Here is a 25,980-nt window from a genome sequence, read left to right as displayed (position 1 = left end):
TTCGAATTAAAAACTTATTTATACTCATATTGTATAAATAAATCAATACTTAAATTTTAAATAGCAATCACACAATGCACTAATTAATAAAAATTTAAAAGAGAGCAAGCATAAGTCCAAAATTACAATTTAGACTTATTACGCTCGCTCTCCGCATATTGATTATATAATTAATACTATAAATAAAATTTCTTGCAGCACTTAGTAAACTATTTTATGCATAAATTTCTACAGGCTTTTTATAAGATAGCGTTACTGTATTTTAAGCTGAACTACTCTTTAATTTATCCTAAAGTTACCTTATTTATTATACCGTGTTCTTTTAACACATAAAGATAAAATAATACCAATTATTGTTAATAAAGTAATAAAGATAAAAGTAAACTGTACTCCATGTGACAGCACCGCTTCTTCGCCCACACTTGGATAAGCTTTACTGAATGACTTCATTGCTGTTGTATAAATTGTAATCGCGATTGCTGTACCCGCTGATCCACCTATTTGTATCAAAGTCGTAATTGTCGCTGACCCATCTGCGTATAAATGATGTGGGAGTTGGTTTAAAGCGTTTGTTTGGGCTGGCATCATAACCATTGAGATACCTATAAAGAAAATAATAAATGCTATAATAATCACCCAAACTGGTGTAGATGCTGAAATAGTTAATGTGAACGTAATCGCTGCGATAAACATTAACAAGAATCCCACGATGCCAAAGTATCTTGCTCCAAAACGGTCAAATAAAGAACCAATTACTGGCGATAATATTAGATTAACTGCATTCCCTGGTAATAGTATTAAACCTGCAATGACTGAGCTATATAATAATGCGCCTTTTAAATATAACGGTAATAAGATGCCTGTGGATAAGATACATAAGATCGTAATAAACACCATTGCAGCTCCAACAACGAACATAGGATATTTAAAAACCCTTAAATCAAGCATAGGCGAATCAATTTTGAATTGACGTACGATAAAAATCGATAATGAGACTACGCCAAAAATTAATGGCAACCATACTATTATATTACTGAATGAGGCTTCTGCCATTGAACTTAGCGCAAAAATTAGCCCTGCAAAAGTAATTGTCGATAATAAAATTGATAAAATGTCAATTTTAGGTTTTGTAATATCTCCTACATCTTCTGTCTTTGAAATAGCCATTAACAGCACGACAAGATACATCAATGCGCTAATCCAAAAGATAAAATGCCAACTAGAAGCTGAAATGATAACACCGGACAGCGTCGGTCCAAGCGCTGGTCCAGCTGTGATTACAAGCCCCATAATACCCATGACAGCACCACGTTTTTGTATTGGAAAGATTAACATAAGTACAGTGACCATAATCGGCAACAATACACCTGTGCCTAATGCCTGTATTATACGACCTATTAGCAACATTATAAAATTAGGTGCAAGTGCGCCGACCATGACGCCGATAAAGGATAATATAATCCCTGTCATTATAAGTGATTTCGTATTAAACCATTTAATTAAATAGGAAGATGCTGGTACTATACACGCCATAACAAGCAAATAACCTGTTGTTAGCCACTGTACAGTTGCTGCTGAAACTTGAAAATCAGCCATGATATCTGTTAACGCCATATTGAGTGCTGTCTCACTAAATAATCCCATAAAACCACCAATCATTAAGACGAGCGCGTATATATTAGGATTTTTCACATTTACTTGTGTTGCCATTTGATATACTCCTTTTTTATGGTAAACGAAGTATAAGTATAAAGTAGAGTAATTAAAGTGCTTTTATACTAAAGAAATGATGAATTTAATAATTCATATTTTTAGGTTTATTTTACTTAATTCATCTGCATATATTATGACTTATTCTATATTTCCATTCTATTTTTATTTTCACATTTAATACGTATAGAAAATTATATTTTTAACTAATTCGTCATTCTAATCTCTTTATTGCGCAATAAATACAAGAAATTGACTACCTTACTGTAGCAAAATTTCCAAATAATTGTCAACTAAGTTTACTAAAAATACCGCGAAAAAACTTGAGTATTACAACATAGTTGAAACCTGTTAAATACTCAAATAATTATTCTATATTTAGATCTTCTAATTGCCAGTTCTGTTCTAATAAATACTGTAAATGTTCAATTTCTGAAAAACCTAGCACTTTACTAATATGGTCAATTAGCAATCGTTTATTTTCTGCATATCTCTCATAACAGGAAATACCATATCTAGTTAACTTCACTCGTTTTTCTTTCTTATTATTTGGAACTGATTCAATTTGAACTACGGATTTTTGTTCTAATTGTTTGATTGCTTTATGGATTGCTTGTCTTGTAAGATTAACAATACGTGTGAGTTCAGCTAATGATGGGTTATCATATTTTATGATGGTAATTAGATACCACTCTGAGCTACTAAAATGTACTTGTGGTGATTGCTGTGAAGTCATATATTCTACTTTTTGTCTTAAATCATTGTGACGATCACTGATAAGATTAATCAAATCTGTTTCTTCTCTATCTTTATTCATTTTCGTTATTACATCCCCTTTGATTCACGTTGTTATTTACTATACACCTTTATAAATCTTATCGTATCATTATATTAAGTTATGTAGACAAAGGATTCAAATACGACCCTTTATATATACACAAAAAAATGCCCATCCTATTGGATGGGCATTATACGGTCTCGACGGGAATCGAACCCGCGATCTCCTGCGTGACAGGCAGGCGTGTTAACCGCTACACTACGAGACCTAAAATAAATGGTGACTCCTACGGGACTCGAACCCGTGTTACCGCCGTGAAAGGGCGGTGTCTTAACCGCTTGACCAAGGAGCCTCTCTTAAGCACAAAATAAATTATACCAACTCTTTAACAAGATGACAAGCTCTTTTTTAAATTAAATTAGTATAATTTTCTAACTTAATTGTATAATGTCTATGTTTTTTACCTATACTTACAAAAAACTATAAAAACGTGGTAAAACCCCGGCAAAATCGTACTTAAACTTTAAGTATTACTACTAAAAAACCAATAACAATGTATTAAACTTTAATATCAAAACCATTTATTAAATTTCAAATATTTTATGTTTTCTATGTATTTTGATAAAATAATTAAATAATACATATGAGGAGGCACTTAATTGGCAAAAGTACTATTTATTAACCCAGGTTCTGCCGGACATGTAAATCCAACAGTAGCCGTGTGTAAAACATTAGTAGAAAAAGGTGAGGAAATCGTATATTACGCAACCGATAAATTCACAGATAGACTTCAAGATATCGGTGTAGAAATACGCACATTTAATTCAGATGACATGATGGCACATTTTTCAACTTATGGACGTGATAATCTCTTTAACGTCATGAATGGCTTGTTAAATACTACAGATTTGTTCTTACCAAAAATTTTAAAAGACATCGAAAATGAACATTATGACTACATAATTTATGATTCTATGTTTGGGTGCGGCTATATGTTGGCACAAAAATTAGGTATCCCTGCTATTTCTTCTGTCACAACATTTGCACATACTAAAGATTCATTTGATCAATTCACAAATCAATTAAGTACAAATTTGAGTGCTGAAGCAAAAGATGATGCGGACAAAAAATTCAGTATTTTAAAGTCACGTTTAGAACAAACTTATGATATTTCAATTCCTTCAAGATTTGAAGTAATGAATAATCCAGGTGACTTAAATATTTCGTATGTCATGCAAAATTTCCAAATCCACTCTGATACATTTGACAGTAATCGTTATTTCTTTGCTGGACCGTCTGTCATCATGCCACAGCCTTCAGATTTCATGGCAGAAATTGATCAGTCTAAACCAATTATCTACATTTCTTTAGGTACTGTTTTTAATGAAAACGTACCATTTTTCAATAAGTGTTTTAAGGCATTGGCTGATATTGATGTCACAGTTGTAGTTTCTATTGGAGAAACTAATCGTATAGAAGACTTTGATGAGCTACCTTCCAACTTTGTTATAAAGACGTTTGTGCCCCAAACTGAATTACTGCAATACACTTCATTATTCTTAACACATGCCGGTATGAATAGCGCAAATGAAGCAATTATGATGGGTGTCCCTATGCTAGCTTTTCCACAAAGTGCAGACCAACCAGTTGTAGCACAACAAATCGAAAACTTAAATATCGGACAGCAGTTAAATTCAGAAACCTTTACTGTAGAACAATTGAAACAAACTGTATTATCTATGCTTAATAATTTAGATGCATATCAAAACAATATAGATATGATTAAAGACCCTTCGCATAATGAACAATACGGTTATGAATTAGCTGTTAATAAAATTTTAGAGTTTCGTGACGCGCATTGCATGATGCAAAAATAAATATATACAAAAAACCTTGTAGCCAAATCATTTTTTTAAATGAATGACTACAAGGTTTTCTTTTAATGGAAGTTCACTGGCACTAATTACTTACCATAAAGAACTTAATAAGTTTGTTTGATTACGGTCTGGACCTACTGAGAAGATAGAAATCTTAACATCACTTAATTCAGAGATGCGCTCTAAATATCTACGTGCGTTATCAGGTAATTCATCTAATGAACGACAACCTGTTACATCTTCTGTCCAACCAGGCAATGTTTCAAAGATTGGCTTACAACGTTGTAAGTCTTTCAAGTTTGCTGGATATTCAGTGATTTCCTCACCGTCTAATTCATAGGCAGTACAGATTTTAACTTCTTTTAGACCTGTTAACACATCAATAGAGTTGATTGATAAGTCTGTAATACCGCTCGCACGGCGAGAGTGACGTAATACAACTGAATCGAACCAACCTACACGACGTGGACGACCTGTAGTTGTACCGTATTCACGGCCTACTTCACGAATATGGTGTCCGTCATCATCAAATAGTTCAGTTGGGAAAGGACCATCGCCTACGCGTGATGTATATGCTTTACATACACCAATAACTTTAGACACGAATGTTGGACCTACACCGCCACCGACAGTAACATTACCTGCAACAGGGTTACTTGAAGTAACAAATGGGTAAGTACCATGATCGATATCTAACATTACACCTTGTGCGCCTTCGAATAATACTTTTTCTTCTGCTACAAATGCATCGTCTAAAACTTTTGCAGTGTCAGTAACGAATGGAGCTAAACGTTGGCCGGCTGCATAGTATGTTTCAAAGATTTCGTCGAATGATGGACATGGTTTACCAAACATGCCTTCGAAATATGCGCCTTTGTATTCAATGTTATCTGTTAATAATCTTTCGAATGTTTCTTTATCTAATAAATCTGCTACACGAATACCAATACGTTGTGCTTTATCTACATAAGCAGGGCCAATGCCTTTTTTCGTTGTGCCAATTTTATTATCTCCACGACGTTCTTCTTCATATTCATCTTGCTTAATATGATAAGGTAAAATAACTTGTGCTCGGTTTGAAATACGTAAGTTATCTGTTGAAATACCTCTTTCATTTAAAGCATCTAATTCTTTTAATAGTGCCACTGGATCTACAACGACACCGTTACCAATAACTGCTAATTTTTCTTTATAAAAAATACCAGATGGTACTAAGTGTAATTTATATGTTTCTCCACCAAATTTAATAGTATGACCTGCATTATTACCGCCTGAAAAACGTGCAATAACGTTTGCTTGTTCTGCTAAGAAATCTGTAATTTTACCTTTACCTTCGTCTCCCCATTGTGTCCCAACTACTACTATTGATGACATATGAGCACCTCCAAGTTTTCTCGATTAACCATTACGTATTTTACCAATACAGTGGATAGATTGCAAACCAAAAATCGAACATTGATTTTCTATAATTCACTCTCTTTTTTAAAAAGTATCAGCTAATTCATATGCACCTTTAAGCTAGTGATACCAATGTCTTATCGAACAAATACATCAAATCCAGACACATACTTACTAAGAAATTCAAGAACCAAAAAGAAACAAAAACCGTACGATAAAACTCAAAAATGATTTATCGTACGGAAAATATTTTTATTATTTTTTATCCCATTTCGGCATGTGCATAGTCTATATCTGTAAACTTGTTGTATTGTTTCATAAAGTGTAGCTTTACTGTACCTGTAGGACCATTACGTTGCTTAGCGATGATAATTTCAATTTCCCCATTTTCATCATTTGTTTGAGGTTCGAAGTTCGTATCATCATCGTCTTCTTCGTCTTCGCCACGATTATAATAATCATCACGATATAAGAAAGCGATGATATCGGCATCTTGCTCGATAGAACCTGACTCACGAATATCACTCATCATCGGTCGTTTATCCTGACGTTGCTCAACGCCACGTGATAACTGACTTAGTGCAATAACAGGACATTCTAACTCTCTGGCAATTGCCTTTAATGTACGTGAAATTTCAGAAACTTCTTGTTGTCTGTTATCTGAAAAGCGCGAACCACTACCAGAAATTAATTGTAGGTAATCAATAACGACCATATCTAAACCGTGTTCTTGTTTTAAACGACGACACTTAGAACGAATATCTGTAATACGGATACCTGGCGTATCATCGATAAATATCTTCGTACGTGATAATTTACCAACCGCTATAGTAAACCGATTCCAGTCCTCTTCAGTCATCATACCTGTTCTCAGGCGGTTAGAGTCTACATTCCCTGAACTACAAATCATACGTGTTGCAAGTTGATCTGCACCCATCTCTAGTGAGAATATACCTACTGAAAAATGATCTTCGTGTGTTGCAACTTTTTGCGCAATATTAAGCGCGAAGGCAGTCTTACCTACTGAGGGACGTGCTGCCAAAATGATTAAATCATTGCGGTTGAATCCTGCTGTCATCTGGTCTAAATCTCGATATCCCGTTGGAATACCTGGCGTTTGACCACTGTTTTGATCTAATAATTCCGCATTCTCATATACTTCACCAAGTACATCTCGAATATCCTTAAATCCATCACTTTCACGTGAGGATGATAATTCTAATATACGACGTTCAGCGTCGTTAAGTATCGTATCTAGTTCCAGCTCATCATTATAACCATCATTCGCAATACTATCTGCAGTTTGTATTAATTTACGTTTAGTTGCGTGCTTAAATACAATCTCGGTATAGTATTGGATATTACGTGTTGTCGGCACATTACTTGATAATTCTGCAAGATATTGAGGACCACCCGCTTCATTCAATCGACCGTCTTGTGTCAATTGATCCATAATGGTTACCACATCAATATCTCTGTTATCTTCATTGAGGTTCATCATTGCTCTAAAGATGTGTTGATGTGCGCCTCTATAAAATGACTCAGGAAGTAATACTTCCTGAGTTGTGTTGATTAATTCTGGATCTATGATAATGGCACCTAAGACAGACTGTTCAGCCTCATTACTGTGTGGCATTTGATTTTGTTCATACATTCCATCCATTGTGATTACACCTCATATCTCAATCCACTATTATTGTTCAACTGTGTGTACACGGATTGTACCTTCAACTTCTTTATCTAATTTAACTGGTACGTTAGTGTAACCTAATGCATGAATACCGTTTGGGAGATCCATTTTACGTTTATCAATTTTAATGTTGTGTTGTTCTTGTAATGCTTGCGTGATTTGTTTCGTACTTACTGAACCAAATAATTTACCGCCTTCGCCTGTTTTAGCAGACACTTCGACTTCAATTTCACTTAATTGTGCTTTTAATTGCTTAGCATCCTCAATTTCTTGTTGACGCTCTGCTTCTGCAGCTTTATTTTTTTGTTCTAATTGTTTTAAATTACCAGGTGTTGCTTCTACTGCATAATTTTTCTTTAATAAGAAGTTGTTTGCATAGCCTACTGGTACGTCTTTAACTTCGCCTTTTTTACCTTTACCTTTTACATCTTGTGTGAATATTACTTTCATGCATTTTCACTCCTACTCATTTGTTCTGTTATAGCTTGTTGTAATTTTTCTATCGCTTCATCCACTGTTACGTCTTTTAACTGTGTGGCTGCATTAGTTAAATGGCCACCACCACCAAGCGCTTCCATTGTTAACTGCACATTGACAGCACCAAGTGAGCGGGCAGACATACCTATTACATTTTCTTCTCTTCTTGCAATTACGTACGAAGCCTCTACACCATCTAAACTTAACAGTTCATCGGCAGCTTGTGCAACTGTAACAGGATGATAAATTTTATCGTTCGAACCGTGTGCAATAGCCACGCCGTTTTCTTGTAGTTTCACTGTTTGAATCAATTCAGTACGATTGATATACGTATCAAGATCATCTTTCAAGAAATGTTGTGTCAATATTGTATCTGCGCCGTGCGCACGTAAGTAACTTGCTGCATCAAAGGTTCTAGAACCTGTACGTAACGTAAAGTTACGTGTATCTACAATAATACCAGCAAACATTACTGTTGATTCTAAACGTGTTAAACGTTGTTCTGTCGGTTGATACTCAAGTAACTCTGTCACAAGCTCTGCAGTTGAACTTGCATATGGTTCCATATAAACAAGTAATGGACTTGAAATAAAGCTTTCACCACGTCTATGATGATCAATGACCACTTTACGGTTAGCTTTATTTAAAATATTTTCATCAATGACCATTTCAGGTTTATGCGTATCTACAATGACTAACGTTGTCTTAGAAGTCATAATATCCCATGCTTCATCCGATGTGATAAAACGATCTTTTAATTCTGGTTTTTCATTTACTGCGTCCATAACACGTCGTAATGTTGGATCAATGTCAGAATCATTTAAGACGATATACGCGTCTAAGTTATTCATCATTGCAAAACGTGAAACACCAATTGCACCACCGATTGCATCTAAGTCAGGACGTTTATGCCCCATGATAATAACTTTGTCACCTTCCATCAGAATATCTTTAAGCGCATGTGATATAACGCGTGCTCTAACTCGTGTACGTTTTTCCATTGGGTCAGTCTTACCACCATAGAAACGTACATTTCCGTTCATATTCTTGATAGCAACCTGATCACCACCGCGTCCTAGGGCTAAATCTAAGCCTGATTGCGATAGTTCTCCTAAATCTATTAAATCTTCCGACCCTTCTCCGACACCAATGCTCAATGTTAATTGTGCACGATAACCAACGCTTTTTTCACGCAACTGGCTTAAAATACTAAAGTTTGTTGCTTCTATGTTGTTTAATATATCTTGATTTAAATAAGCAACAAATTGATCAGAGCTATAACGTTTGAAATAAATGTTATGCTCGCTAGCCCATCTACTAATCACACGCGTAACCATTGAGTTAATCTCTGATTTTTGTGTGTCATTCATATTTTGCGTAATCTCGTCATAATTGTCTAAGAACAATGTAGCAATAATTGGTTTAGAATCTTCATATAACTTATTTGTTTGTACTTCTTCAGTAATGTCGAAGAAATATAATACATGTTCTTTCTCAGAATAACGTACGCGGTAGTGGTACTCGTTTTCAGAAATCTCAACTTCTTGTGTTTTTTCTAATTGTTTTAAGATATTAGGATATACTTCATTAACTGGATCGGAAATTACATTACGCGTTAAGCGTTCCGACATAAATTTGTTCATCCACTCTATGTTTTCATTTTCATCTAAGATAATCATACCGATTGGCAAACTTTTAATTGCGATATTATTGCCTTCGGAGATATGACCGCTTAGATTATCAACATAGCTATCTAATTTCTGCAAAGCTTGTCTTACCATTATTGCTGTTACTACAATAATAATCACTAATACAACTGTCGCTATGCCTGCAATGAGCTGGTTAAAAACAAACCAAACTACTACAAGTGCAATTGCTGTGAGCGCCATAATAATAAATGGTAAAACTAACGCTTTTTTAGTGGATTGACGGTTCATTTTTCCACCTCAAATCATTTTTTAATGATACTTTTTAAGTTAATACACAAATCTATAACACCCAGGAGACTTACAATATGTGTTAATGGCATTAAAGCTGTCCCTATAACCATGAATAACACAGAAAGCGCGGTTGGCATTGATTTTGCCTTTCCGAAAAAGTGAATAACACTTAAGCCCTGAATATACATACATAATGATAACACAATTTCAAAGTTTAAAACGATACTTTGGAAAGTCCCTGCTTGGCTCGCAAACATAACACAAATCAAGACAATAATATACATCCATAATAGCGAGCGTTTCATTTGCCAAGCGTATAATGGTTTAAATATTGGTGTAGCGATTTTGAACTTACGTAAAATTGGAAAAGTAATAATTAAATTGATTAAAATAAGTAGAAATACTGCGATAATTACATAACTTGGTAATTGAACTGACATTTGGCGAAAACCTTCTTCAAGCATTTGCTTGTATTCAGCGCTTCCCGCAATTCCAGAAACGACGTTATGCATGTAATCTTTCACTGGTTTTACCAAAATTGTAGAACTCGGTATTTTATCAAACGTTTGTAGTCCCATAAACGCAATTAACGAGAACATACTAATATATGTAGTTGTTATATAGAGTATGCGTTCTTTAGATGTACGTTCTTTCAATAATTGGCCAATCACAAAACTCACTAAGAGTATGATGACCATGGTGCTTAACACAAATATATTACCTAATAATGTTGTTAACACTACTGTAATGACTGCTGTTAAACCGAATGATTCAATAGACTTATGCCATAAGATAATACCTGGAATCGTAGCAAAGATACTTAACACCAGGCCTAACGGAGGTAATATATGTAAAGCTAAAGCTACTACGATTAGCGTTAAGATACTAAGCACAGTTACTTTAGGGTATATTTTTGAAAACAATTTCGCCACTCCCATACTATTTTTGACTATAACTATTATTTTAACCTCTTTAAAACTTTTATACAATTATTGGCAATCCAAATACAGAAGATAACGATATACTACACTTTATATAGTTACGAATTTATTAAACGAATAGACTAACCAACATTTTACGATGCTACCTTCCAAATATTGCTACATTAAAATTTCACTTTATGTCACTCATCTTAAATGCTTACACAAAAAAGGATGTACTATATACGTTAGTCTACCCTCCCCTATCGAAAGTAGTCATACAGTCCCATCCTAAAATTGAATATATATTAGTGTTATTAAATCATTTTCTTTTAATTTTATATACTTTTAAGAAGTGATATAAATTAGGAGCCCAGTCATTAAAATTCAGTAAAAAGCCATCATGACCTACGTTATCTGGAACAAAGAAATGTTTATGATATTTAAAACGTTTTCCCACGGCACTTACCAAGTCATCTGGATATAACAAATCATCTGTGAAGCCCATCGTCATTACTTTAGTATCTAAATTACTAAACACTTCATCTACATCGTTGCGTCCTCTATCTACGTCATGGCTGTCTAAGACGTCCAGGAGTGTTAAATAGCATAGAGAATCAAAATGATTCATAAATTTATTACCTTGATGTTTTTGATAAGTTACAACTTGATCTGGTGAAAAGCGCTTATCATAACTCTTAGACGAACGATATGTTAAAAATCCTAACTGTCTTGCAATACTCATACCTTCTTTATTATCTAAATGAATCGCTTGTCTCGCTATCTCATTAAACGCACGACTATAAGATGATGTTTTGTCTGTAGCAGCAAGAATCACTGCTTTTTCAACATGAAATTTACGATTATATAATAACTCTATTGCTTGCATGCCACCTAATGAACCACCAATTAATATATTAATCTTTTCAAAGCCTAATGTTTCAATACCGAATTCTATCGCACGTACGATATCTCTTAACGTAAGTGTTTCAGGGAAGTTTGGGTCTGTTAACGCAGAACTTGAACCATAAGGGCTACCAATAACATTAAATGTCAAAAACTGGTAATCATTAATAGGCATATAACCACCGTCAATAATACCTCTCCACCAACCAGGATTTTCATTTGTCCCATACGTTAAATGATTGCCTGTTAAAGCGTGACAAACCACAACAAGTGGTTGTCCTTTTAATCCTACATGTTCATAACGCAGTTTTAAGTTTGAGATGAATTCACCTGACTCTGTTGTGAATGGTCCTAATTCTAATGTATCAACCGTATAATTCGTCATGTTTTACCTCCTACTTAGTAAAAAAACTCCCCACTCATAAAATAAGTAAGAAGTTAAAAATACTTATCATTCGAGTCTATCGTTGGTATTAGCACCGTACTTTATAAGCCGGTTGCTGAAGCGTCCACGGGCCAAGTCCCTCAGCTTCTCGAAATAAGATTTGATTTTAATTGTATAAAACTATGCTTATAAATTCAGATAAAGTTAATGTATTAGTATAATCTGAAATATCTCAATTTTCTAATTATTTTTAGTTTAACGGATAATATAACTTACTTCAATAGGATTGTTTAAAATACCCAACGTAATACTGCCATAATGACAATGCCACTAAGTATAGTAATTGTTAAACTGCGTGATATCACAGCAATGACAATCGTCGGTAGCATAGTTATTAAGAATGGCACGTTAATACTATAACCCACCACGCCATCTTGTTGCTCGATAAGTCCGTCGATAATTAAAGCGGTGAATAATGTAATTGGAATAAATGAAAGCCATTTAATCACGCCTTCAGATAGCTTTATCTTAGTTATCAAAATGAACGGAATAATACGCGTGATCCACGTTACCACGCCGCATAACACGATAATTGTTAACATATGTATTGTCGTTGTCAACGTTCCATCACCACCCCAATTAGCGCTGCAATTGTCGAAGCTAATATAATAGCTAAATATGAAGGCATAAATAAACTTAAGGCAAACATCATTACAATCACGCATATAATCAATACAAAATATATATTTATTTTTGAACGTCTAATCCCTTCAAATTGTGAAACAGCTAAGAAAATAAACATAGCCGTAATTGCGAAATCTAATCCTAGCGATTCTGGTTGATGTATGTATTTTCCAAAGACCGCGCCAATAATACACGCAAATGTCCAAAACACATATGCCGTGACATTTAGCCCATGTAACCAACGGTCATTGATTTTCTCACCTTTTAAGTGTGGCGTAATTGCTACGCCAAATGTTTCATCTGTTACTAATGTAGAAAGACCGATTCTATTTAATAAACTATAGTTTTTATAACTTGGCGCAAGTGTCATACTTAATAAAAACATTCTTGAGTTCACAATGAACGTCGTCAATATAATTGCAGATATAGGGGTACCAGAAATAACAAGCGCACAAATAATAAACTGTGCCGCGCCCGCATATACTAGCAAACAAAGTAAAATAATTTCCAACATACTAAAACCCGAGGCCACTGCAACAATTCCAAAAGATAGACCAACACCAGCGTAACCTAACAAAGTAGGAATACACGCTTTTACACCTTGTTTAAAAGTCATATGCGCCTCATTCCCCATTTTTCCACCCTCTTCCCTTCAACTCTAAAAACAGTAAATTCATTCTATTACAATAGCATAAAAACAATCAATACTTTTAGACGTTCGCTTGTGTGAGGTTAGACTAACGATCGTCTTATAACATTGTTTTACAAGTTTTGAAAATAATTCAGAATTTTATGTTTTATTTTAGACTGCCCTGTTGTGTCATCACTTTTTAAATCGATTTAATAACTTTAGCGACATTTTTTTATGTATTTCTCATACTCAACTTTTACACCTCCCCTACCCTCTCAGTACATATAAAAAAGTGCGTAGCTAATACTTTAACTACACACTTTTAATAATTTATTTAATAGGACTGATGACTGTTTTTCCACCCATATATGGTACTAACGCTTCGGGAATTGTTACAGAACCATCTTCATTTTGATAATTTTCAACTATTGCAGCAAATGTACGTCCTACTGCTAAGCCACTACCATTAAGTGTATGTGCTAATTCTGGTTTAGCATTTTTATCGCGTTTAAAACGAATATTTGAACGACGTGCTTGGAAATCAGTAATATTTGAACAAGAACTTATTTCTTTATATTCATTATAGCTTGGTAACCAAACTTCTAAATCATAAGTTTTACTTGAACCGAAACCGATATCGCCTGTACATAAAATAACACGGCGGTATGGTAAGCCTAATTCTTCTAAAATCGCTTCTGCGTGTTCAGTCATCTCATCTAGTGCCTTCCAAGAATCTTCTGGTTTTTCAAAACGAACCATTTCAACTTTATCGAATTGATGTAAACGGATAAGACCTCTTGTATCACGACCAGCTGATCCCGCTTCACTACGATAACATGCTGATTGGGCAGTGAATTTAGCTGGTAATTCCTCCGGCCCGATAATTTCATTACGGTAATAATTTGTCAGAGGTACTTCTGCAGTTGGTATTGTGTATAGACCCTCTTTTTCAACTTTAAATAAGTCTTCTTCAAACTTAGGTAATTGACCTGTACCATACATTGAATCAGCATTAACTAATTGCGGTACCATCATTTCTGTATAACCATGTTGTGTTGTATGTTTCGTAATCATATAGTTCATCAATGCTCTTTCTAATTGTGCACCTTCACCTGTTAAGAAAATGAATCTAGCGCCAGATACTTTAGCTGCACGTTCAAAATTGACCATTTTTAATTCTTCTACTAAGTCCCAATGTGCTTTTTCTTCAAAATCAAATGTTCTTGGTGTACCCCAACGTTTAACTTCTACATTGTCTTCGTCAGTGGCACCTTCAGGCACATCATCATGAATAATATTTGGAATACGTGATAATTTATCGTTAAGGTCCACATCAACTTGATTTAGTGTGTCATCTAAAGTTTTAATTTCATCACCAAGTTTACGCATTGCTGCGATGGCATCATCTGCGTCTTCTTTATTACGTTTCTTTTGAGCAATCTCGCCACTCACTTTATTACGTTCGGCTTTCATTTCTTCAGCTTTACTAATTAACTGACGGCGCTGCTCATCTAATTCTAGTACTTCGTCTACTACAGTAGCTTCCATCCCACGCTTAGCTACTTTTTCTTTAACGAAATCAGGGTCATTACGAAATAACTTAATATCTAACATAACTTCATCCATCCTTTCAATTTTTAAAAAATTTGGGATAAACACGCAAAAAAGACCACATCCCTCTACAAGGGACGTGGTCTACGTGTTGCCACCCTATTTAACAATCTAAAATTAGACTGCACTCTCACAAAAATAACGGTTAAATCCGATTGTTCTCTTATAGTAGGTAGATTCACATTAACCTTGGCTACCTGTTCACACTCAACACAGGCTCTCTGAAACCAGAAAATTAATACTACTTATCCTACGAACAATGACTTATTAAGTTAAATTAAATATAGCAAATAACATCATTTTTTTCAAGAGTGATAGTATTTATGTCAATTATATTTCATCCATATAAGCAACATCGCGTAAATATTGTGATACTGCTTCAATATCTTTATGAAATTGTCTATCTTCTGTGATAGATGGCACAATATGGCGTAATTCTTGATATTTTTCATAAGTCTTAGGTGACAACTTATCAATATCTTTATATTCAACAGCTTGCAGAGCAATGATTGCTTCAATGGCCAATACACGACGTGCATTTTCAATCATTTGATAACCATGTCTTGAAGCAATTGTTCCCATTGAAACATGATCTTCTTGGTTAGCAGAAGATGGTATAGAATCAACACTTGCTGGATGTGCAAGTGTTTTATTTTCTGAAACAAGACTTGCTGCAGCATACTGCATAATCATCGCACCACTTTGTAACCCTGGTTGTGGGCTTAAAAAGGCTGGTAATCCATTATTCAATTGAGGGTTTACCAAGCGTTCTAGACGTCGCTCTGAAACGTTTGCTAATTCACTTACACCAAGTTTTAAAAAGTCTAAAGCAAACGCTATAGGTTGACCATGGAAATTTCCTCCTGAGATAACAAGTGTTTCATCATCTTCATCAAATATAAGTGGGTTATCATTTGCAGCATTCATTTCAAACTCTAATTTTTCCTTCACATAATTGAATACTTGGAAGCTAGCACCATGAATTTGAGGGATACAACGTAAAGTATAAGCGTCTTGTACACGCACTTCTCCTTGGTTTGTCGTCAATCCTGAACCTTCCAACCAGTCTAACATTCTCGCGGCAACATCTATTTGTTCTTGGAAGTTACGAGCTTTATGTACATTTTCATTATATGCATCTGTAATACCATTTAGGGCTTGATGTGTAAGTGAAGCTATCCATTCCGCCTGATAACCTAAATCTTCCGCTTCTATATAATTGATAACACCTTGTGCAGTCATTGCTTGTGTACCATTAATCAACGCTAAACCTTCTTTAGCTTGTAACTCCAATGCTTTGTGATTTAACTGGTTTAAGACATACCGGCTGTCTACTTCTTCTCCTTTATAAAAAACGTTCCCTTCTCCTATTAGCGCTAAAGCCAAGTGTGATAGCGGCGCTAAATCTCCAGAAGCACCTAATGAGCCTTGTTGCGGGATAACAGGTATAATTCTTTGATTGATGTAATACACTAGTTGCTCTACTAAATCTACTGTTGCGCCAGAATGTCCTTTTAATAAGGTGTTTAATCTTAATACCATCATCACTAACGCTACTTCTTCTGAAAATGGTTCACCGATGCCACATGCATGGGAACGAATTAAATTGACTTGTAATTGATTGTATTCTCCTTCGTCTATACGTACATCACTAAACAGACCAAAACCAGTTGTGATTCCGTAAACTGTTTCTTTATTCTTTATAATATCTTCGACCGTTTGACGACTCTTTTTCACACGTTCAAATGCATTTTCCGTAATTTCTACCGTCTCTTCTTTATTTAAAAACTGTTTAATATCATTAATCGTTAATGTTTCCCCATTAAGTTGTAATGTCATTTTCCCATCTCCTTGCTTAATATTTTTCTCTGATTATTTTGAGTATACGCTTACATTTTTTACTGGACAATAGCTTAGACAATATCCGTAACATGGTATTAAATTACTGTTTTAATGGGATAAAGTTGTAATAAAAATAAGTTTATTGAAATTAATAAATTCTTAACTCTTTTAACTGTTGACTAATAGGACAACCAGGTATAATATTTCTTATTGTATTTATAATTCCTATGACGAAAACTAAGGAAAATTAATTGCAATACAAATAATTCTGCACTTGTTATAATCGCTATTAAAAGTAGAATCATTTCAATATGTTAGTCAGTTAATTTTCTTTATTAAAATATAGAAATTTACACACATTCAATAATTTAAGAAGGAGGTTTCAAAATGGAAACTTTATCATCAGTAAGCATTCCAAAACGTAAAGATGAAACACATAAAGGCGATTATGGTAGAATTCTTTTAATTGGCGGTAATGCAAACTTAGGTGGTGCAATCATGCTTGCAGCACGCGCATGTGTATATAGTGGTAGTGGTTTAATAACAGTAGCAACACATCCAACAAATCATGCTGCTTTGCATTCACGTTGTCCTGAGGCAATGGTAATCGATATTAATGATACAAAAATGTTAACAAAAATGATTGAAAACACCGATTGTATCTTAATCGGCCCAGGGTTAGGCTGTGATTTTAAAGGTAATAACGCTATTACTTTCTTACTTCAAAATATACAACCACATCAAACACTTATAGTTGATGGTGATGCTATTACGATTTTCAGTAAATTGAAACCTGAAATTCCAACTTGCAAAGTTATTTTCACGCCACATCAAAAAGAGTGGGAACGTTTAAGTGGTATCCCGATAGAAGAACAAACTTATGAGCGTAACCGTGAAGCGGTAGACCGTATCGGGGCAACAATTGTATTGAAGATGCATGGTACAGAACTCTACTTTAAAGATAAAGATTACAAACTACCTATTGGTACACCAGCGATGGCCACTGGTGGTATGGGTGATACTTTATCTGGTATGATAACTAGCTTTGTAGGCCAATTTAATGACATCGAAGAAGCTGTTACAAGTGCGACATATACACACAGTTTTATTGGAGAACAATTAGCTGAGAAAATGTATGTTGTTCCACCTTCCAGACTTATCAGCGAAATTCCAATTGCTATGAAATCATTGGAAAATAATTAATATAAAAAGACCCACCTCATTTGAGGTGGGTCTTTTAGTTCGAGTTATTCTTCTTAGTTGTCTTCATCTGCTGTTTGGTCTGCGTTGTCTATATCTTCATTAACACGATCCATAAAGTCTTGTCTTACTTCTTGTCGTTCATCATTGCCTGACGTGTTATCTTCTTCATCGACTTCTGTGTGAATTGCATTTCCAGGGGCATCACCTTCTACGATGACTTCACTGTTTTGTGAATCTTGCAAATCAGTTTGTGATGCATTGTTATTGTCTACATCAGATGCTATAGCTTCAGTTGATTCCCCATCTTTATTAATGTCATCTTCATCGTTTACTTTGGCTACTGTTGATACAATTTGATTTTCACCTAATTTAATCAATCTTACACCTTGAGCAGCACGGCCATTTTGCGAAATATCTTCTACATCAATACGGATAATGACGCCTGAGTTTGTTACAACCATCAGATCTTCTTCTCCAGTTACTGAAGTAATACACACAATGTTACCGTTACGTTCAGTAATTGTAGCTGTTTTTATACCTTTACCGCCACGATTTGATAATCTGTAATCACCAACTGGCGTACGTTTACCGTACCCATTTTCAGTAACGACTAGAATCTCTTCATCGCTATCAGCATTAGTAACATCTAAACCGACAACTTTATCGTCTTCTCTTAATGTAATACCTTTAACACCTGCTGCTGTACGACCAAGCGGGCGCAAGGTTGTTTCATTAAAGCGTATTAGTGATGCATGAGATGTGCCAATCAGAATGTCTTGTTCTCCATCAGTGAGACGAACAGCAATCAGTTCATCATCATTTTTGAAGCTAATGGCAATCTTACCGTTTTTATTGATATGAGAGAAGTTACTCAATGCAGAACGCTTCACTCTACCTTTGCGTGTTGCAAATACTAAGTAATCATCTTCACTTTCTAAGTCTTTAACCGCGATCATAGTACTGATTGATTCATCGTTATCAAGTTCAATAGCATTGACTACTGGGATGCCTTTAGACTGACGTGATAGCTCAGGCACTTCATAACCTTTAAGTTTGTACACACGTCCTTTATTAGTAAAGAATAATACGTTGTCGTGCGTACTTAACGTTACGAGCTGACTAACAAAGTCTTCTTCAAGTGTATTCATACCTTGTACGCCACGTCCACCACGATGTTGTGCTCTATATGTAGAAACTGGTAAACGTTTAATATAGTTATTGTGACTTAATGTAATCACGATTTGTTCTTCAGGTATTAAATCTTCATCTTCAATATCGTCTAGTCCACCAAGTTGAATTTCAGATTTACGTTCATCACCATAGCGTTCACGTATATCAATTAATTCATTACGGACAATTTGTAATAATTTTTCTTCATCGGCAAGAATCTCTTTTAATTCTTCAATATATGCAATTAATTCATTATATTCAGCTTCAATCTTATCGCGTTCTAAACCTGTTAGTCGTCTTAAACGCATGTCTAAAATAGCTTGAGCTTGACGTTCAGATAATTTAAATTGTTCTTGTAAGCTAGCCATCGCTACTTTATCAGTTTCTGATTCACGAATTACTCGAATAATTTCATCGATATGGTCTAATGCAATTCTTAGTCCTTCTAAAATATGTGCACGATCTAATGCTTTCTTCAAGTTATATTCTGTACGTCTACGTACAACCACTTTTTGATGCTCTAAATACTCTTCTAAAGCTTCTTTAAGTGAAATTAATTTAGGTCTACCATTAACTAAAGCAATCATATTTACACCAAATGATGTTTGTAATGGCGTTTGTTTATATAAATTATTTAATACGACGCTTGCGTTTGCATCTTTACGGATATCAATAACAACACGCACACCTGTACGTAAACTTGTTTCGTCACGTAAATCTGTAATACCATCAATTTTTTTATCACGTGCTAATTCTGCAATTTTTTCAATCATACGTGCTTTATTTACTTGGTACGGAACTTCTGTAACGACAATGCGTTGGCGTCCGCCACCACGTTCTTCTATTTCTGCACGTGAACGCATTTGGATAGACCCTCGACCTGTTTCAAACGCACGACGAATACCACTCTTTCCAAGTATAATACCTGCCGTCGGAAAATCAGGACCTTGAACATCTTCCATTAATTCTGCAACAGTAATATCAGGATTATAACTTAAACTCAACACACCATTAATAACTTCTGTTAAATTGTGCGGCGGAATATTGGTAGCCATACCTACTGCAATCCCTGAAGCACCGTTAACTAGTAAGTTTGGGAACCTTGAAGGTAAGACTGCCGGCTCTCTCTCATTACCATCGTAGTTATCTATAAAATCAATCGTATCTTTGTTTATATCTCTAAGCATTTCTAATGTGATCTTAGACATACGTGCTTCAGTATAACGCATCGCCGCTGCACCATCGCCATCCATTGAACCAAAGTTACCTTGTCCATCAATTAAAGGATATCGATAGCTGAAGTCTTGTGCCATTCTAACCATTGCTTCATAAATAGATGAGTCACCATGTGGATGATATTTACCCATTACGTCCCCAACAATACGGGCAGACTTCTTGTACGACTTATCTGGTGTCATACCTTGTTCGTGCAAACCATATAATATACGTCGATGTACTGGTTTCAAACCATCTCTAACATCTGGTAAAGCACGTGATACAATAACGCTCATCGCATAATCTAAAAACGATTCGCGCATCTCACTCGTTATATTTCGTTCATTAATTCTTGATTCAGGTAATTCAGCCATCAAGATATCCTCCTTCAAAAATTCAGTTCATTGTATTAGAAATCTAGGTTGGCATAGACTGCGTTATCTTCAATAAACTGTCTACGATTCTCAACAACGTCTCCCATAAGCATTTCAAAAACCTGATCTGCCTCTATCGCGTCATCTAATGATACTTGCAACATAGCTCTATTTTCTGGGTTCATTGTTGTTTCCCATAATTGGTCTGCGTTCATTTCACCAAGACCTTTATAACGTGCGATTGACCATTTTGGTGTAGGATCTAACTCGGCTTTAAGTTTTTCCAATTCACGTTCATTAAACACATAATACTTCTGTTTACCTTGTGTTAGTTTAAATAAAGGCGGTTGAGCAATATATACATAGCCTGCTTCTATTAATGGTCTCATAAAGCGATAGAAGAAGGTTAATAGCAATGTTCTAATATGCGCACCGTCGACGTCAGCATCAGTCATCAATACAATTTTATGGTAACGTGCTTTACTTAAATCAAATTCTCCACCAATACCTGTACCAAATGCTGTAATCATAGAACGGATTTCATTATTATTTAATATTCTATCTAATCGGGCTTTTTCAACGTTTAATATCTTACCACGCAACGGTAAAATTGCTTGCGTTTCTGAATCTCTGCCTGATTTTGTAGACCCCCCGGCAGAGTCACCCTCTACGATAAAGATTTCACTTCTAGAAGGATCTTTACTAGAGCAATCTGCTAATTTACCAGGTAAGCTTGAAATTTCTAAAGCAGATTTACGACGTGTCACTTCACGTGCTTTTTTCGCAGCAAGACGTGCGTGAGAAGCCATTATACCTTTTTCAACGACTATGCGTCCTACCTGTGGATTTTCTAATAAGAAACGCTCGAACAACTCAGAGAATAATTTATCAACAACTTGACGTACCTCAGAGTTACCTAATTTCGTTTTTGTTTGTCCCTCAAATTGTGGATCGCCGTGCTTGATTGAGACGATTGCTGTTAAACCTTCACGTGTATCTTCACCTGAAAGTCTCTCTTTATCATCTTTAATAATTTTACTGCTTATACCATAGCTATTTAATACGCGAGAAAGTGCTCGTTTAAAACCTTCTTCATGTGTACCACCTTCATAAGTGTGTATGTTATTCGCATAAGTCAATAAATTAGTTGCAAAGCCTTTGTTGTATTGTAATGCAATTTCAACTTCAATATCATCTTTTGTTTGATGGACATATATAGGCTCTTCATGTAATGGTTCTTTGTTTTCATTTAACATCTCAACGTAAGACTTGATACCGCCTTCGTAGTGATAAGTGTCTTCTCTCACTTCTTCACCACGCTCATCTCTTAAAGTGATTGAAATACCTTTATTTAAGAAAGCTAGTTCTCTTGTACGTTGTTGTAATGTTTCATAATGATATTCAGTTGTTTCTGTAAAAATTTCAGGGTCCGCTTTAAAACGAATCACTGTACCAGTGTTATCATCATCTGTTTCTTCAACTACTTTCAAGTCAAATTGCGGAACACCCTTTTTGTAAGCTTGATGATAAACTTGACGATCTTTATACACATAAACTTCCAGGTCTTCAGATAAGGCATTAACCACAGAAGAACCAACACCATGTAGACCACCAGAAACTTTATATCCGCCGCCGCCGAACTTACCACCGGCATGAAGTACTGTTAAAATAACTTCAACTGCTGGACGCCCCATTTTTTCTTGTATACCAACTGGGATACCACGCCCATTATCTGTTACTTTAATCCAATTATCTTTTTCAATAACAACTTCGATTTGGTTAGCATACCCTGCTAGTGCTTCATCAATACTATTATCGACAATTTCCCATACAAGATGGTGTAAACCTTTTTCTGAAGTTGACCCTATATACATACCAGGTCTTTTACGTACCGCTTCTAGACCTTCTAATACTTGTATCTGTCCAGCACCATAATCTTCCGTGTTGTTCACATCTGACAATGCTTCCACCTTCACTTTCTGTTACTTTATAATTTCGCCTTGATTAATGCGATAAAGTTTAGCGTTTTTCATAATTTCATGTTCTATACCATCTACGGATGTCGTCGTTACAAAAGTCTGCACTTTATGTTGAATAGTGCTCAATAAATGAGATTGACGCGAATCATCTAATTCACTTAATACATCATCTAGCAATAATATTGGGTACTCACCGACTTCAATGTTCATCAACTCAATTTCTGCGAGTTTTATTGATAGTGCAGTCGTTCGTTGTTGGCCTTGCGAACCGTAAGTTTGAGCATCCATACCATTTACATTAAAACCTAAATCATCTCTGTGAGGCCCATATAAACATACACCTCGGTCTTTCTCGCGTTCCATATTGTCATTAAGTAAAGTTAAGACTTCCTCTAAGCGTTCCGTCTCACTTTGTTCCCCACCTGCCAATTTAATACTTGGCAAGTACTCTAGTGACAATGTTTCACGTTCATTGGTAATACCAGAATGGATAGGTTTAGCTAGTGATTCAAGTTCTTTAATAAAATGTTCACGTCTTTGTGTAATTTTGAGAGCGTACTCTGCAAATTGTTGATTTAAGACTTCTAGCATTGTACTGTCCGTCTTTTGACCATATTGCAGTTGCTTCAAGTAATTATTTTTTTGTTTTAAAATCCTCTGATATTGTGATAAATCATTTAAATATACCGCAGATATTTGACCAAGTTCCATGTCTATAAATCTTCGTCTAACTTGTGGCGATCCTTTGACAATGTTTAAATCTTCAGGCGCAAACAATACGACATTTAAATGACCTATATATTGTGTCAGTCTACTTTGCTCTAAGTGATTGATTTTAACTTGCTTGCCTTTTTTGGTGATGTACATCGTTAAAGGCATTTCGCCATATCTATAGCTAAGTTCACCTTCTATTTTAGCATAATCGCTATTAAAACGTATCAGTTCTTTGTCATTAGATGTTCTATGGCTTTTTGCTAATGCTAAGGTATAGATTGATTCAAGTAAGTTTGTCTTCCCTTGAGCATTTTCACCAATCAAAATATTTACGTCAGGGTGACAATTTAAACTGATTGACTCATAATTTCGATAATGCTCTAGTTGGAGTTTCTTTAATTTCATTCTTCACCTTGATGTAAAATCAAAAATGAACCGACTTCTGGTATAACAATACTATCTCGATGATTTAATTTTTTACCACGGCGCGTTTCACGTTCGTCATTAATCATGACGTCAAAATCTTGTAAGAACCATTTTGCTTGTCCGCCAGATTCGATAATACCTTCTGTCTTTAGAAATTGTCCTAAAGTAATATCCCCATCAACGATTACTTCTTCAACCAAATCAATCACTCCATTTCTTTTAAGCTCACTTATATATTATACCTTTTTTTACGAAAAATTTCATGTAAAATACAGTGAGTAAGCGATTTCTTTCAACTTATTTTAACTATTTTTCTACATTTAGTTTCAAAGTCATTTATAGTAGCTCTTTACTAATAATATTATATCAAAAATTAATGATTAATAATCCATTTACTGAAAATTAATATCAATCTATTCACAAATCATTATTTAAAAATAAATTAAAAACGTTGGTATAAAATTCATAGCTTTTAAGTTTTAAACTGAATTTTGCATTTTAAGCTTTTTTTAGCGCATTTTTTTAAATTACGATATTTCGGTCCAATAACGTTTATTTTTGCTTATATTGCCTCTTTAAATGCTTCTAGTCATTAATATTTATTTCGCCTTCTCTTATCAATTTACTTTTTCAGTGTTATTTCCTTACTTGTATACACGTTTGAATGTCTTAAATTACTTTTGCTATTTTGAAATTCCATAAAAAAAGGAACGGACAGAAACCAATGTGCAAATTGATTTCATAGTCTCGCTCCTGTAAAGCTACTTAATCAGCTAATAAAATTAGTTGAACATATACTTAGATAACTTTCTCATACTACGCATATATTATTTTATCCTGATAAATCTAGCTGTTATTTTTCACTTATTCTAACTCAGTATCTTAGTATGTTCTAATTGGTAAAATAAGCTGTGTAACTGAGTCATCATCTTTCGGTTTTAGAATAAATGGTTTCATTGTACCGAAAAATTCTATTTCCACTTCATCGTTATCAATGGCTTTGAGTGCATCCATCATATATTTAGAGTTGAAAGAAATTTTTAAGTTACCGCCGTCTACATTACTAGCTTTAACTTCTTCATTCACAGTACCAATTTCTGGAGATGTTGAAGATAGTTCTACTAATTCATTACCTGTACTTAATTTTATTACGTTATTTCCGCCTTCACGTGCTAATAATGATGCACGATCAATTGCGTGATAGAATTCACCGTTATCAATACCTAACTTAATTTCGTAATTTTCTGGGAATAAACGAGATGTATCAGGATAATGACCTTCTAATAAACGAGAGATAAAGTTTACATTACCCACTTTGAAAAGCACTTGATTAGATGCAAAGAAAATGTCGATATCATCTTCATTGTCAGACATAATTTTATTCAATTCAGATAATGCCTTACCTGGAATGATGACATTTTTATTTTCAGAGTCGTCTTCTAAAGCTACTTTTCTTACTGCTAAGCGGTGTGAATCTGTAGCTGTGCATATTAATTCATTATCTTGTATAAGCCAGTTAACACCAGTTAGTACTGGGCGTGTTTCTGAGGTGGACACTGCAAAATTCGTTTGTGCTATCACGTTTTTAAGTACTTTAACTGATAGTTGAATTGCATCATCACGAGAAACTTGTGGTAATAAAGGATATTGATCAGGATCTAAGCCACTTAAATTAAATTCAGAATGACCCGACGTAATTAATGTTTGGAATTGTTCATTGGTAGATAATTTAACTTCTTTACCTGGTAATTTTTTAATAATATCTACAAAGAAACGACCAGGAAGTACCACTGAGCCAGTTTCTGCGATTTCAATTATAGTTTCACCGTCAACTTGTTTAGGGATAGTGATTTCTATTGATATCTCTGAATCAGATCCAGTAAGTATTACTTCATTGTTTTTAACTTCAATTTTTATACCAGTTAAGATTGGTAATGTTGTTCTTGGTGAGATGGCTTTTAATGTGTCATTTAATTGATTAATAAAATAATCTCTTCTAATTGTGAATTCCATCATATTAAACTCCTTCCAGTCGTTTATATATTAAATT

Annotated in this window: 19 protein-coding genes, 2 tRNA genes, 1 riboswitch and 1 other annotated feature; of the genes, 2 read left to right on the top strand and 19 right to left on the bottom strand. The window is 34.7% G+C overall.

Annotated elements, in window-relative coordinates:
* Positions 1-300: 300 nt before the first annotated feature.
* From J5E45_RS05440 to J5E45_RS05425, 4 genes are all read right to left on the bottom strand, one after another.
* Positions 301-1,710 (bottom strand): DHA2 family efflux MFS transporter permease subunit, encoded by a 1,410-nt coding sequence (locus tag J5E45_RS05440; protein ID WP_069793280.1) that lies wholly within the window; start codon positions 1,708-1,710, stop codon positions 301-303.
* A 367-nt stretch (positions 1,711-2,077) separates the two neighbouring features.
* Positions 2,078-2,527, bottom strand: a complete 450-nt coding sequence (locus J5E45_RS05435) for a winged helix DNA-binding protein (protein ID WP_208181756.1) — start codon at positions 2,525-2,527, stop codon at positions 2,078-2,080.
* Positions 2,528-2,683: 156 nt separating this feature from the next.
* Positions 2,684-2,756: transfer RNA gene (locus J5E45_RS05430), tRNA-Asp, on the bottom strand.
* A gap of 9 nt (positions 2,757-2,765) precedes the next feature.
* Positions 2,766-2,840 (bottom strand) — tRNA-Glu (locus tag J5E45_RS05425).
* A 307-nt stretch (positions 2,841-3,147) separates the two neighbouring features.
* Here J5E45_RS05425 and J5E45_RS05420 point away from each other — a divergent pair.
* Entirely contained in the window at positions 3,148-4,365 is a 1,218-nt protein-coding gene (locus J5E45_RS05420; protein WP_208181754.1) for a macrolide family glycosyltransferase, read from the top strand.
* Between the two features lie 90 nt (positions 4,366-4,455).
* Here J5E45_RS05420 and J5E45_RS05415 read toward each other — a convergent pair whose 3' ends face one another.
* The 10 genes from J5E45_RS05415 to hutH form a co-directional block, all read right to left on the bottom strand.
* Positions 4,456-5,739: an adenylosuccinate synthase gene (locus tag J5E45_RS05415; protein ID WP_208181752.1), complete on the bottom strand. Its 1,284-nt coding sequence runs from the start codon at positions 5,737-5,739 to the stop codon at positions 4,456-4,458.
* Positions 5,740-6,025: 286 nt separating this feature from the next.
* On the bottom strand, positions 6,026-7,426 hold the full coding sequence (gene dnaB, locus J5E45_RS05410; RefSeq protein WP_039069542.1) for a replicative DNA helicase: 1,401 nt from the start codon (positions 7,424-7,426) through the stop codon (positions 6,026-6,028).
* A 30-nt stretch (positions 7,427-7,456) separates the two neighbouring features.
* Positions 7,457-7,903: a 50S ribosomal protein L9 gene (gene rplI, locus J5E45_RS05405; RefSeq protein ID WP_039069541.1), complete on the bottom strand. Its 447-nt coding sequence runs from the start codon at positions 7,901-7,903 to the stop codon at positions 7,457-7,459.
* Positions 7,900-9,867 carry a DHH family phosphoesterase gene (locus J5E45_RS05400; protein WP_039069540.1) on the bottom strand — a complete coding sequence of 656 codons (1,968 nt, stop codon included), beginning with the start codon at positions 9,865-9,867 and terminating at the stop codon, positions 7,900-7,902. The genes rplI and J5E45_RS05400 overlap by 4 nt, the downstream gene beginning before the upstream one ends.
* 14 nt (positions 9,868-9,881) lie before the next feature.
* Positions 9,882-10,808, bottom strand: a complete 927-nt coding sequence (locus J5E45_RS05395) for a DUF2232 domain-containing protein (RefSeq protein WP_176723098.1) — start codon at positions 10,806-10,808, stop codon at positions 9,882-9,884.
* A gap of 304 nt (positions 10,809-11,112) precedes the next feature.
* Positions 11,113-12,081 carry a homoserine O-acetyltransferase MetX gene (gene metX, locus J5E45_RS05390; protein WP_208181751.1) on the bottom strand — a complete coding sequence of 323 codons (969 nt, stop codon included), beginning with the start codon at positions 12,079-12,081 and terminating at the stop codon, positions 11,113-11,115.
* Between the two features lie 60 nt (positions 12,082-12,141).
* Positions 12,142-12,241: riboswitch (SAM riboswitch) on the bottom strand.
* Positions 12,242-12,371: 130 nt separating this feature from the next.
* On the bottom strand, positions 12,372-12,701 hold the full coding sequence (locus J5E45_RS05385) for an AzlD domain-containing protein (protein ID WP_069793277.1): 330 nt from the start codon (positions 12,699-12,701) through the stop codon (positions 12,372-12,374).
* Complete coding sequence (locus J5E45_RS05380; RefSeq protein WP_069793276.1) at positions 12,698-13,399, bottom strand: AzlC family ABC transporter permease; 702 nt, start codon at positions 13,397-13,399, stop codon at positions 12,698-12,700. Before J5E45_RS05380 ends, J5E45_RS05385 begins: the two co-directional genes overlap by 4 nt.
* Positions 13,400-13,726: 327 nt before the next feature.
* Complete coding sequence (gene serS / locus J5E45_RS05375; protein WP_208181749.1) at positions 13,727-15,010, bottom strand: serine--tRNA ligase; 1,284 nt, start codon at positions 15,008-15,010, stop codon at positions 13,727-13,729.
* Positions 15,011-15,077: 67 nt separating this feature from the next.
* Positions 15,078-15,268: a binding site (T-box leader), on the bottom strand.
* Between the two features lie 69 nt (positions 15,269-15,337).
* Positions 15,338-16,846, bottom strand: coding sequence for a histidine ammonia-lyase (gene hutH, locus J5E45_RS05370; protein WP_208181748.1), 1,509 nt, complete (start codon positions 16,844-16,846; stop codon positions 15,338-15,340).
* A gap of 390 nt (positions 16,847-17,236) precedes the next feature.
* Here hutH and J5E45_RS05365 point away from each other — a divergent pair, with 390 nt between their 5' ends.
* A complete protein-coding gene (locus tag J5E45_RS05365) occupies positions 17,237-18,052 on the top strand; it encodes an NAD(P)H-hydrate dehydratase (protein WP_069793274.1) in 816 nt (271 codons plus the stop codon).
* 53 nt (positions 18,053-18,105) lie between these two features.
* Here the strand turns inward: J5E45_RS05365 and gyrA are convergent, their stop codons facing one another.
* From gyrA to dnaN, 5 genes are all read right to left on the bottom strand, one after another.
* Complete coding sequence (gyrA, locus tag J5E45_RS05360) at positions 18,106-20,811, bottom strand: DNA gyrase subunit A (protein ID WP_208181746.1); 2,706 nt, start codon at positions 20,809-20,811, stop codon at positions 18,106-18,108.
* A gap of 35 nt (positions 20,812-20,846) precedes the next feature.
* Positions 20,847-22,781, bottom strand: coding sequence for a DNA topoisomerase (ATP-hydrolyzing) subunit B (gene gyrB, locus J5E45_RS05355; protein ID WP_172643867.1), 1,935 nt, complete (start codon positions 22,779-22,781; stop codon positions 20,847-20,849).
* 12 nt (positions 22,782-22,793) lie between these two features.
* Entirely contained in the window at positions 22,794-23,909 is a 1,116-nt protein-coding gene (gene recF / locus J5E45_RS05350) for a DNA replication/repair protein RecF (protein WP_039067250.1), read from the bottom strand.
* Complete coding sequence (gene yaaA, locus J5E45_RS05345) at positions 23,906-24,139, bottom strand: S4 domain-containing protein YaaA (RefSeq protein ID WP_171914394.1); 234 nt, start codon at positions 24,137-24,139, stop codon at positions 23,906-23,908. Before yaaA ends, recF begins: the two co-directional genes overlap by 4 nt.
* A 673-nt stretch (positions 24,140-24,812) precedes the next feature.
* Positions 24,813-25,946, bottom strand: a complete 1,134-nt coding sequence (dnaN, locus tag J5E45_RS05340; protein ID WP_026113537.1) for a DNA polymerase III subunit beta — start codon at positions 25,944-25,946, stop codon at positions 24,813-24,815.
* Between the last annotated feature and the right edge of the window lie 34 nt (positions 25,947-25,980).

The organism is Staphylococcus shinii (assembly GCF_017583065.1).
In the GTDB taxonomy this organism is placed as follows: domain Bacteria; phylum Bacillota; class Bacilli; order Staphylococcales; family Staphylococcaceae; genus Staphylococcus; species Staphylococcus shinii.
The sequence above is the reverse complement of the archived record's forward strand: the minus strand, read 5'-3'. Positions and strand labels throughout refer to the sequence as shown.